A 10,509-nucleotide genomic window follows, 5' to 3' on the forward strand; every position below is an offset into this window, starting at 1 on the left:
AAAGTTTCACATCCCTGCATTTTTCGACTTGCGGGGGTCAGAGGTAAACCGTAAAAGGCCCTCCACAAGCCAGCGTGGCCCGTTCGTCTATCGGTTAGGACGCCAGGTTTTCAACCTGGAAAGAGGGGTTCGATTCCCCTACGGGCTACCACTTGTGCTTGTGCCATTGGCAAATGGCCCGTTCGTCTATCGGTTAGGACGCCAGGTTTTCAACCTGGAAAGAGGGGTTCGATTCCCCTACGGGCTACCACTTTTTCAATCTACACATCGAACTTTTCGCGACACAGGTCCTGAATTTGCGCCCACAGGGATTTGAATTCCGGCGTATTTTCTGCGGCATAGTGGAAGTTCTTCATTAACCCGGTGAGTTGGGTAAAGACCTGACGCACCTCGGCCTTGTCCGCGAAACTCGCAGTTGATTGGGTCACGTCGTAGACCAGCTTGAACGTCATCTTCTGACGCTCCAGCGGAACCGTTGCGTCCACCTTGTCGAACGCGTCCTGCTGCAGATAGACCATGTCTACGAACAGGCCCTTTTGCTGGGTCACGAAGTCCTCAATGGTGACACCCTCTTCACCGGTGACTTGCATCATCTGGTCAACCTGTTCGCCTTTTTCGATCAGGCCCAGCAGGTCGCGGACCTTGCCGGTCCAACCGGCTTCGGCATTTTTGTCATACCAATCCGACAATTGATCCGTGTACCGCGACCAACTGAGAAGCGGATCGACAGCCGGATAAAACCGCTTGTAGGCACGCTCCGAAGAAAGGCCGAGGAAACACTTCACCGTGGAGAGTGTCGACTGTGTCACCGGCTCATCAAAGTTGCCGCCCGCCGGTGAAACCGTGCCGATCAGTGTCAAGCTGCCCAGATCGCCGTCATTCGTTTTCAGCGCCCCTGCACGTTCGTAAAGGCCCTTGATCGAGCTTTCCAGGTAAGCCGGAAAGCCCTCTTCGCCGGGGATTTCCTCAAGCTTGCCGGATGTCTCGCGCATGGCTTGCGCCCAGCGGCTGGTACTGTCGGCGATCAGCAGCACGTCATAGCCCATCTGGCGGTAGTATTCGCCCAGCGTAATCCCGGTGAAAATCGACGCCTCACGGGCCGCAACGGGCATTGAGGAGGTGTTACAGATAATGATCGTCCGGTCCATCAGGCTGCCGCCCGAGGTCGGGTCGGTCATCTTGGGGAATTCGTGGATCGTTTCCACTACCTCGCCCGCCCGTTCACCGCAGGCCACGACGATCACGATATCTACTTTGGAGTTCCGTGCGATCAGGTTTTGAAGAACGGTTTTGCCCGCACCGAACGGGCCAGGAATACAAGCCGTTCCGCCGCGCGCGATAGGAAAAAACGTGTCGATCAGGCGTTGCGAGGTCAGCACCGGTTCGGTCGGATACAGACGTTCCGACAGGGCGCGTTTCAGGATGCTCTCGGGCAATGGTCGCCTTACAGGCCATTTCTGGCACAAGGTCAAGGTATGTTCACCGCCTTGCTCATCTTCCAGACGCGCAACAATTTCGTGAATCGACGCAGCCCCTTTCTGAACCCAGACGACCTTGTAGTCGCCGACCCAGTTAAACGGCAGCATGATCTTATGGGTGAAGCGCCCCTCAGGCACAGTACCGATACTGTCGCCCGCCGTAACCGTATCCCCAACCTTGACCGAGGGCGTGAAGGACCACTTCGCCTGATCGTCCAGCGGCGCCACATCCGCACCGCGCGGCAGAAAAGTTCCGAATTCGGCCGCGACCTTAGGCAAGGGCGATTGCAGGCCGTCAAAGACCTGACCCAACAGACCCGGCCCAAGCTCTACTGAGAGCAATTGCCCCGATTGCTCCACCGGGTCACCAACAGCCACGCCGTCAGTGCTTTCATAAACCTGAACGTCGGCCGTGTCGCCGCGCACGCGCAGAACCTCAGCTTTCAGTCGCTCCTGCCGCCCACCGGGTCCGGCCCGAGTGGGCAGGATGAAGACCACCTCGTTCTTGACCAGTTGCCCGGGAACTCCGGCAGCATCGTGGTTAGCCTGAATTTGCACCAGCCCTTCCTGGACCGAGACGACGCGGGCGGTTGCGGTTTGAACCGGGGGTGTTTGGGCAGTCATGCGCTTACTCTCTCAAAATCGAAATCTGCGACATTGGCCATGGCCTGTTGGGCCAGTTTCTCGAATCTGGCGGCCGCATCTTTAGCACTGCTTTGCGCCCAGCGATCAAAAATGTTCCAGATCAGAACGTAGATTGCCACCGCTTCGAAATCGAACAGGTGGCGGCCAGCGTGGCGTTTCAGTTGCTTGTGGCTGACGGACAAAAGCAGCCGTTCCAGGCCCAACGGGTCCTCGGCATCCAACAGCTGACGTGCTTCCTTGATCCATGGCATCGGCACCGAAAGGCGGAAATCCGGGTCGCCCCAATTGGCGGAGATGTGACGGCTCCAACGTCCAAAACCGTATGACCCGGCTGGCGGGTTACCGCCCTGCCCCCGCAGGCGCAAGGCCGCAACCACGGTGCGCAGGTCCATCCGCTCGAGGAAGAGGTTGCGCAGAGTTGGCTGAGGGATCTCAGCCAGAGCCTGTCTGCACCGCAGTACGGCCTGGGCATCGGTGACGTCCATGTCATACGCGCTCCAGTTCAGGGCGTTTTCCATGACCTTCAGAACATGGGCGTCCTCGGGTGTCAGCGCCTTCAGGCGGCGATCCAGCCGCAATCGCGACAGCGGAGGCTGCTTGGCCACGAAAAGCCGCTCGGAACCCGGCAAGCTGCTGATCAGCGCGATATAGGCGTCAGGGTCCGACATCTCAGCGGATTACACCTTCCAGCACGGCGCGAAACCGCGGCTGCAAATGCTCCATCAGCAGTGACGCAACGGCCTTGTCCGTCAGGTCCAGAACTACGCCCTGATCCTCGGCCCGCACGCGGATACCGCTTTGCGTATCGTCCGAGGCGTGCAGTTCGACCTGTTCGCGCAGCATCTTGGCTGTCAGGCCAAGCACATACTTGGTCAGCTTGCCCGACTGAATGTCATCGGCGTTTTGCTTGATGTCCTCTTGTGTCGCGACCTTGGCGGGCAGAATGACCTGCACCTTTCCATCCAGATTGACGCCATCGGCCTCACGGCCAACGACTTCCAATATCATCTGTTTCAACAAGTCCGGGTCGGCCATTTCCTTGGTCACCAGACGCTCGACATCTTCGCGAAACCGATCCGTCAATCCACCCTTCATGGTCAAGACCGCATCGCGCATAGCGGTGTTCAACGCTTCTTCGCCAGCCGAACGGTAATTGTCAGATTCGGTACGGGCCTTTTTCTGGTAGTCGTCCGCCTCGCGCTTCGCATCTGCCAGAATTTTGGCGGCTTCGGCCTTGGCTTCGGCGCGCAGCTTTTCTGCGTCTGCCTGACCAGCGGCCACACCGTCATTGCGCAGCTTGTCGATCAGGGCATCCACGCCATGAGAAATCATGCCATCCTGTGCCATCAGCTGATCCCCGCGCTGATGACCAGAGCGAAGACGAACGCAAAGACACCGAAGCCTTCGATGATCGCCGCCGGAGCGAGCGCAAGGCCAAAGATTTCGGGCTTTTCCTTTGTCGCATTGATCGCCGCCGCACAGGCCCGACCCTGCCAAATACCGCAGTACATCAGCGCGATGCCCGACAGAATACCGATCCCGAAAAGACCGCCCGCGTTTTCGGGGGTCACATCGCGGTTCAGGGTAAACATGATGACGATGCCATAGATGACCATCGTCGATGGGAAGGCCGACACGCCAACAAAGCGGCCATAGCCTCCATCGGTTTCCGTCATCGCGCCGATACTGGCCTGCCCGGCAATGGCACAGCCAATGGCGCTTGCTGCCGCACCCAGCGCCATCGGCGCGTAAATGCCCAGCCAACCCAATGTCAAAACAAGCTCATTCATTCCTGAACCTCCTTGCGGGCGAACGGGCGAAAGACGATGCCTTCGTCCGGCAGACCCCATTTAAAGAATTCGATGTAATTGAGACGTAAGCCGTGGACGACGCCGCTCATCATGGCGAGGGCGAAGTTAAGAACATGACCGATAATCAGGATCAGTAGTGCCAAAAGAATGCCAAGCCCCTTGAGGGACTGCATCACCGATACAGCCAGATCGTTAAACGTGATCGCCAGTGAGGCCGAGGCCAGACCCAGCGCAAACAGACGCATATAGCTAAGCACGTCACCGAAGGCTCCCATTGCCCCTGCAAGGCTTTGCAGCCCTTCAATCAAGCGCCACAACCAATCTGTGGGCTTATTGATGACCCGGTTGCTAGAGAACCAGACGATGGCCAGAACCCCGACACCCATCAGAACCGCGCCGGGGATCGGTGAACTGCCCTTCATGTAGCCGAGCCACAGAACAAACCCGCCGATCAGCGCCGCGATCCAACCGAGATTAGCGATCGCCTTGCGCTGCCCCCATGCCGCGCGGGCTGCCAAGGCGTTGGCCAGAACCAGATGCAGAACACCCACAACAATCGAAACCATCATCATGGCACCAAAATTGTTCAGGTCGAGTATTTTGAACTTTGCCCAAACCGAACCCTCTGAGGGTGAAACACCGAAATAGCTGCCGACGAGAACGCCGTACAGGATCGTCGCGCCCGAGATGATCAGACCGAACCTCCGCCAGGACCGCTCTCCGGGCGTTCCATCCAGCCGTTTCCAAAACGCCAAAATGCCCAGCAGGATAATTGCTCCGTATCCGGCGTCAGCAACGATCATCGCAAAGAATATCGCAAACGATACCGCAACGATCACGCTTGGGTCCCAATCCTTGTAGCCCGGCACTTGATAAAACAGCGCCAAGTCTACGGCAGCGCTGCGTTTTTCCGGCTGTTCAAGCAAAGTGGGAGGGCTGTCATCGGGACCAGGTTCCTCAATCAAAACTGCGGCGTCTTTGGTGCCAGCCATGTCCAGCACCGCGTCGATACGATCCTCGGGCACCCAACCCTGAAGGGCGAACATGGCCTCTTCGTCGCGCACCTTCTGCGTTGCGTGGGCCAATTCAGCCGCACTTTCAGCAACTGAAAGGTTCCGTCGCATCAGCGTCAGATACCGGGTCTGTGCGACCCTTTCTGCGTCCAGCGCTTCTATGGCGATCTCCGCTTCTTCCAGCTGCGCCTCAAGCTCGTGAATGGGAAGTGAACCCGTGTGCGTACGAGACACAGGAAGGATGTCGTCGTCAGGCTCTTCGGGTGAAATCAAAACGGCATAGATGAACCGATTGTCCTGCTGCAGAATGGCCCATGGCAGTTCCATAGCTTCCAGCTCATCACGGTGCTTCAATGGCAACCGGTAGAACCACAACCTGTTGCCTGCCAGCACATCGTCAGGCGGAAAATCCAGATCGCCCCAGGGACAGACCTGAGCGATCCGGTTCGCCAGAAAATCCCTGCGATCTGTCATATCACGAGTGCGCTGCATCAGGTCCAGTACGTCGTTGACGAACTGCCCCATTTCGAATTCCGGAGCGCGCTGTATCTGCCGACGGGGTTCGGCCACATCATTCAAAAACCGCAGCGCTTTATAGGCGTCGCGGGCACCTCGTTCACTGATCTTCTCGGGCTCGCTGGGCGGCGGTGCCAGGGGCAAAACATGCATGCACCCAAGTTCCTGCAACGCTTCGAGCGTCTCGCCTTTTTGAGCGGCCGGCCCCACCAGTGACAGCTTTTTGAGCGTCGCGACACTCAAGACACAGCCTCCTGCGCATGTTTGCGTTTCGATATCTTCGAGCGAACCACGGCCTGCATCTGTTCATCACTCAGGTAAATGCGGATTTTCTTGATGTTAGCCTTGGCGCGGGGGATCAGGACCTTTTCGAATAAGTTGACCCTCTGGGTGATCGTGGCGACTGCCTTGTCAAAAATTTTCACCCTTTCCTCGGCCACTTTGACGCGCAATCGGGCCTCGATCATGTCATGCAACAGACTGGCGGCGGCATCGACCCAGTGCGGCTTGGCCAAAAATGAATACGGGCGCACCGCAACCTCAATCCGATCCAGCGCTGGCATTTTGACGCCGACGACGTTGACCTCTTTGACCTTGTAGTCTTTCAACTCGACCAGACCATCCAGATCGACGCCTTTCTGCGCCAACATCGGCAGCTTCTCCCCGATCTTTTGCGCCAGCTCATGCACTTCGTCCTGCAGGCGATGAACGTCCTCACGCGCCTTGGCACGTTCGGCCATCAATTGCTGACGTTTCAGGTCCAGCGACGGCAGGAACCGCTCATAGCTTTTTAGCTGGGTCTGCTCGCGGGCGAGTGACGACTTATTCAGCTGCAACCGCGCCATCGGCATCCTTCGGGAAATACTTGTCGATAAGTTCCTGCTTCATCAGCAATTGCTCTGGCGCGAAACACTCGGCCAGTGTTTTCCAACCCAGGTCCAGCGCCTCTTCCAGTGGAATCGAGACGTTGATGTCCATGAACCGGGTTCTGAAAAGGCCGCCGAACTTCAACAACTGATGGTCGTAATCCGACAGGTCAAAAGCCATTGCCTGTTTCTGAGCGGCGTCGCGGCTTTCCGAATAGAACCGGATCATAGTGTTCATGATCTGACTGTGGTCCTCACGAGTGGTCTTGCCGATCACATTCTGCTTGAGACGGGAAAGGCTTCCGAAGGGGTCGATCACCCCGGAATGCAGATAAAACTGCCCCTCGGTGATATAGCCCGTGTTGTCCGGCACCGGATGGGTGACGTCGTTGCCCGGCATTGTCGTAACGGTCAGTACCGTCACCGAGCCGCCCTTGGCATAGTCACAGGCCTTCTCGTACCGGCGGGCCAGCTGGGAATACAGGTCGCCCATGTAGCCGCGCTGCGACGGCACGCGTTCCTGACTGATGCCAACCTCTTTCATCGCGTCGGCATAGGCGGTCATATCGGTCAGCAGCACAAGAACCCGCTTGCCCTCTTCCACCGCGAATTTCTCGGCCACAGCCAACGCCATGTCGGGCACCAGCAAACGTTCGACCAGAGGATCCATCGCCTGATTGACAAACATCACGGTCCGGGAAAACACACCCGCGTCCTCGAAGGACGTGCGGAATGTGTGGTAATCATCAAAGATCAGCCCCAGCCCGCCAAAGACCACGATATCTGCATCGGCCTGAATACCGATCCGGCTGAGGAAGGCATTGAATGGCTCGCCCGAGACAGAAAAAATCGGGATTTTCTGGCTTTCGACCAATGTGTTGAACACGTCGATCATCGGAACATCCGTTCGGATCATCTTGTTGGGTACGGCCCGTTCCGCCGGATTGACGGTTGGGCCACCGATGTCCACACGTGGCTCGGACGACAGGTCCGGACCACCGTCGATCGACACGCCCGCACCGTCAAATACGCGCCCCAAGATGTTTTGCGAATACGGCGTCTGCATCGGGTGGCCAAGGAACGTCGCCGTGGCCTCGGTCGAGATCCCCTTGGTGCCGGAAAACACCTGCAAGGTCACAACGTCCCGGTCAATAAAGATCGCCTGAGCCAGCGTTTTGTGGCCGTCCACAGTTTCGATCACAGCCAGATCATTGAAACGCACCGCAGCGTCGGTCGATCCGTCCAACGGCACCCTGACCTTGATCGTATCCCCGACAATCTCAAGAACACGCGTGTACTTCAAAAGACTTCGGGACATCGCTCATCCTCAGTCGTTTAACAGGTTAATTGAAATCAGCGCGGCGAAATCACCGCGTTTTCTGCAATCATAGGCTCAGCTTACAACGAATTCATGAATTGGCAACTGAGGATGTTTGGGTCGGTATAACCTCGCCGGAAACTCTTGCCAGGGCTTACTTTTGCGGTCGCTGAAAGCGCCAGCGATGCTGTCGCAAGTGGTGCGGTCGAGATGCCAATTGCCCTGTCCGTGTCACCACCCGCGCCGCCCGAAAAGCGATTGCAGCCGACTTTGCCCGGCGAATGGGTCAACATCCTGAGGCGCCGTCAGACCCGACACCACGCGCTTGACCAAAATCCAGCAGAGCACGGCGAATATGACACCCCCCAGCGCCTGCCCCAACAACACGCCGGGAGCACCAGCCAGATGGCCCCCCGCGACCGCAAAAGGCCAAGTGCCCAGTGTGTGTCTGCCCCAGTTCATCCAAGTCGAATAAATCGGGAAGCCAAGATTGTTAAAGCTGGCATTCGCAACAAAGATCACGCCGTTAAAGAAGGACGCCAGAGCCAGTGGTCCGCAGAACAGATAGATCAGCGCACGCGTCTCTCCCTGTGCCTGAAACAAATCAGCGATGGGCGCACGCAGAAGGAACAGAACCGCCGCCATCAGCACCACGTAGACGGCGGTGAATTTCACTCCGGCCAGAAACGCCTCTTTCACACGGTCATACTGCCCTGCCCCAAAGTTCTGCCCGACTATTGGACCAATGGCTCCGGACAAGGCGAACACAACCGAAAATGCCACCGGTATCAGCCGCCCGATCACCGCCATGCCCGCTACGGCATCTGTACCGAACTGCGCGACCTCACGGATGACGATGGCGTTACCGACCGGCGTGGCAACATTGGTCAGAACCGCAGGAATGGCGATCGCGCGAACTGGATGGAGATCTTCGATCAACTGCACCAGCGACGGTCGGGCAAAACCTCGATGAACGCGAACGGCAGGTCTGACCGCAGCAACCAGCATACAGATCCGCGCGATCACCGAGGCGATGGCTGCTCCGTCCAGACCTAGTCCCACCGCGAAGATCAGGATGGGATCGAGTACCGCGTTCGCGACGCCTCCGTAAATCGTTGCCAACATGGACCGGCGCGCATCGCCATACGCGCGCAGCACGGCCATACCGGTCATCGCCACAGCCATCACCCACATCGTTGGTAGAATGATGGTGACATACCGCACCGCCAATTGCAGCACCTCGCCCTGCGCGCCCAGCAAGGACAGCAGAAATTTCAGGTTAATCATGACGATGGTGGACACGACTAATCCAATCAGAATGCCAAGCAAGGCAACGCTGGTTCCGAATTGTCTGGCCTTTTCAGGCCGTCCTGCACCCAGTTCACGCGCAACAAGCGCTCCGGCTGCAATCGAGAGACCGACATTGACCGCATTGGTGAAAAACAAAAGGGTCCCTGCATACCCGACGGCGGCCGCCAGCGAGTCATTCCCCAGCATCGAGATGAAGACCATGTCGACGAAATCCACAGCAAAAATCGCCATCAGCCCGATACTGGTGGTCAGCGACATGCGGGTCACATGCCGCATCAGGCTGCCGGTCAGAAAGACGGCTGTTCCCGCAGATTGTCGTTTCATTGGCTGGTCCGCCCCTCTGTTCACGGCGGCAATCTGACTGCGATTGGGCGCGATCAGCAACCTCAAATCGCCTTCATCGACATCCCGGTGTCACCGACCGGGTAATCTATGTCGAGAAAAGCAACTCAGGATAATCTCGGAGGCCTGCAAAAACCAGCTTCCCCTGGCTCAGTTGATTTGTCTCAGCGGCGCGAAGTTCACAATGTTGAACCGGTTGGAGAAACCAACTCACCCCGGTGCTCACTACCTCTTCGGCACCGAAGGACGGGCGGTCGATATAGAAGGCGCGCGCGGTGTCCGGGTCAAAGGAACGGACGGCAGCGAAGCGCGCTTGCGTGCAAGCAAAGTCGCGCTGGGAACTAATGGCATTTTCAATGCCGCCATTTGCTGCGCTCGAATGTGCGTGACGATGCGATGGGCAAGTATCTGCACGAACAGGCGATCGTGGACGTCCATGTCGACACCGCCAATACCAAGAGCTTTATCGGCGGCACCTCGGAAACCGGGCACGGCTATCATTTCTATCATGACATTGATCGCAGCGCGGCATAAAAACGGCAAAAGCAGGTCTGGCCGACATCATTCCCGATACAATCAAGAAACTTGAGGTTACCGGCTTTCTGCCGTCGGACGCCCGTATTGAGGGCATTTTTCTTGGGTCTGTCGGCAGAGGGCTCGTTCGCCGACGACAGGCTCCGCCTCCATTCCGCGCCCAATGTCTTTTTCCTGGGATCTGGGGCGTTTCCAACCTGTTCACCGGCCAACCCTTCCCTGACGATTTCGGCTCTTGCGCTCAGAGCATCGGAGGCAGTGCCATAAGGATTTTGCGCTGCCAAGTTATCGCACTGGACGTGGGCGTCGTCGGAGTCGGTATCGCTTACAGGACGATCATGGGGCACGGTATTGCAAGGTATGCGTTGGAGGTTATCCGCGAAGTTTACTGCCCGGCAGCGCAGGGTTTGCGCAGGCCTACGAAGAGTTCGTTCCAGAAAAGGGCATTCAGGGCCGATGTCGCATATGGGCTATTGGGCCGGCCTGCAGGACCTGCCCTATGTCAACGACAAACCCAGCAGGATAAACGACAGCGTGGTAGTCAAATTTGCTACGTCGACGAACGTTATCCTGGCCACTGAGCAAGGCAAACCGCTGGAGTTCGTCGCACTGTTCGACCCGTTTGAAATCACCTGCCAAAACCAGTTGGGTGCTCATGGCTATTCCGTTGCGTGA

General features: G+C 57.6%; 11 protein-coding genes and 2 tRNA genes. 5 read left to right on the forward strand and 8 right to left on the reverse strand.

Annotation, left to right across the window (positions count from 1 at the left end; genetic code table 11):
• The first annotated feature begins 76 nt into the window (after positions 1 to 76).
• Positions 77 to 151, forward strand: a tRNA-Glu gene (locus MHN28_RS08880).
• Between the two features lie 24 nt (positions 152 to 175).
• Positions 176 to 250: transfer RNA gene (locus MHN28_RS08885), tRNA-Glu, on the forward strand.
• 10 nt (positions 251 to 260) lie between these two features.
• Here MHN28_RS08885 and MHN28_RS08890 read toward each other — a convergent pair.
• The 8 genes from MHN28_RS08890 to MHN28_RS08925 form a co-directional block, all read right to left on the reverse strand.
• Positions 261 to 2,102, reverse strand: a complete 1,842-nt coding sequence (locus MHN28_RS08890; protein WP_239338075.1) for a V-type ATP synthase subunit A — start codon at positions 2,100 to 2,102, stop codon at positions 261 to 263.
• Positions 2,099 to 2,791 (reverse strand): hypothetical protein, encoded by a 693-nt coding sequence (locus MHN28_RS08895; RefSeq protein WP_239338076.1) that lies wholly within the window; start codon positions 2,789 to 2,791, stop codon positions 2,099 to 2,101. The genes MHN28_RS08890 and MHN28_RS08895 overlap by 4 nt, the downstream gene beginning before the upstream one ends.
• A gap of 1 nt (position 2,792) precedes the next feature.
• On the reverse strand, positions 2,793 to 3,470 hold the full coding sequence (locus MHN28_RS08900; RefSeq protein ID WP_239338077.1) for a hypothetical protein: 678 nt from the start codon (positions 3,468 to 3,470) through the stop codon (positions 2,793 to 2,795).
• Positions 3,470 to 3,913, reverse strand: a complete 444-nt coding sequence (locus MHN28_RS08905) for an ATP synthase subunit C (protein WP_170476012.1) — start codon at positions 3,911 to 3,913, stop codon at positions 3,470 to 3,472. Before MHN28_RS08905 ends, MHN28_RS08900 begins: the two co-directional genes overlap by 1 nt.
• Positions 3,910 to 5,706 carry a V-type ATP synthase subunit I gene (locus tag MHN28_RS08910; RefSeq protein ID WP_239338079.1) on the reverse strand — a complete coding sequence of 599 codons (1,797 nt, stop codon included), beginning with the start codon at positions 5,704 to 5,706 and terminating at the stop codon, positions 3,910 to 3,912. The genes MHN28_RS08905 and MHN28_RS08910 overlap by 4 nt, the downstream gene beginning before the upstream one ends.
• Positions 5,703 to 6,308: a V-type ATP synthase subunit D gene (locus tag MHN28_RS08915; RefSeq protein WP_239338082.1), complete on the reverse strand. Its 606-nt coding sequence runs from the start codon at positions 6,306 to 6,308 to the stop codon at positions 5,703 to 5,705. The genes MHN28_RS08910 and MHN28_RS08915 overlap by 4 nt, the downstream gene beginning before the upstream one ends.
• Entirely contained in the window at positions 6,286 to 7,647 is a 1,362-nt protein-coding gene (locus MHN28_RS08920; RefSeq protein WP_239338085.1) for a V-type ATP synthase subunit B, read from the reverse strand. The genes MHN28_RS08915 and MHN28_RS08920 overlap by 23 nt, the downstream gene beginning before the upstream one ends.
• A 231-nt stretch (positions 7,648 to 7,878) precedes the next feature.
• Positions 7,879 to 9,282: an MATE family efflux transporter gene (locus MHN28_RS08925; RefSeq protein ID WP_239338088.1), complete on the reverse strand. Its 1,404-nt coding sequence runs from the start codon at positions 9,280 to 9,282 to the stop codon at positions 7,879 to 7,881.
• A gap of 414 nt (positions 9,283 to 9,696) precedes the next feature.
• Between MHN28_RS08925 and MHN28_RS08930 the strand changes: the two genes are divergently transcribed.
• The 3 genes from MHN28_RS08930 to MHN28_RS08940 all read left to right on the forward strand — a co-directional run bounded on the left by MHN28_RS08930 (position 9,697) and on the right by MHN28_RS08940 (position 10,509).
• A complete protein-coding gene (locus MHN28_RS08930; protein ID WP_239338091.1) occupies positions 9,697 to 9,834 on the forward strand; it encodes a hypothetical protein in 138 nt (45 codons plus the stop codon).
• Between the two features lie 102 nt (positions 9,835 to 9,936).
• Positions 9,937 to 10,101, forward strand: a complete 165-nt coding sequence (locus MHN28_RS08935) for a GMC oxidoreductase (RefSeq protein WP_239338199.1) — start codon at positions 9,937 to 9,939, stop codon at positions 10,099 to 10,101.
• Between the two features lie 198 nt (positions 10,102 to 10,299).
• On the forward strand, positions 10,300 to 10,509 hold the full coding sequence (locus MHN28_RS08940) for a hypothetical protein (protein ID WP_239338093.1): 210 nt from the start codon (positions 10,300 to 10,302) through the stop codon (positions 10,507 to 10,509).

It is taken from the genome of Ruegeria sp. Ofav3-42 (assembly GCF_022347725.1).
In the GTDB taxonomy this organism is placed as follows: Bacteria; Pseudomonadota; Alphaproteobacteria; order Rhodobacterales; family Rhodobacteraceae; genus Ruegeria.

Excerpts from the sequence above, each read along its gene's own strand:
- MHN28_RS08890 (WP_239338075.1), bottom strand. The coding sequence starts at position 2,102 with ATGACTGCCCAAACACCCCCGGTTCAAACCGCAACCGCCCGCGTCGTC.
- MHN28_RS08895 (WP_239338076.1), bottom strand. The coding sequence starts at position 2,791 with ATGTCGGACCCTGACGCCTATATCGCGCTGATCAGCAGCTTGCCGGGT.
- MHN28_RS08900 (WP_239338077.1), bottom strand. The coding sequence starts at position 3,470 with ATGGCACAGGATGGCATGATTTCTCATGGCGTGGATGCCCTGATCGAC.
- MHN28_RS08905 (WP_170476012.1), bottom strand. The coding sequence starts at position 3,913 with ATGAATGAGCTTGTTTTGACATTGGGTTGGCTGGGCATTTACGCGCCG.
- MHN28_RS08915 (WP_239338082.1), bottom strand. The coding sequence starts at position 6,308 with ATGGCGCGGTTGCAGCTGAATAAGTCGTCACTCGCCCGCGAGCAGACC.
- MHN28_RS08920 (WP_239338085.1), bottom strand. The coding sequence starts at position 7,647 with ATGTCCCGAAGTCTTTTGAAGTACACGCGTGTTCTTGAGATTGTCGGG.
- MHN28_RS08925 (WP_239338088.1), bottom strand. The coding sequence starts at position 9,282 with ATGAAACGACAATCTGCGGGAACAGCCGTCTTTCTGACCGGCAGCCTG.
- MHN28_RS08930 (WP_239338091.1), top strand. The coding sequence starts at position 9,697 with ATGGGCAAGTATCTGCACGAACAGGCGATCGTGGACGTCCATGTCGAC.
- MHN28_RS08940 (WP_239338093.1), top strand. The coding sequence starts at position 10,300 with ATGGGCTATTGGGCCGGCCTGCAGGACCTGCCCTATGTCAACGACAAA.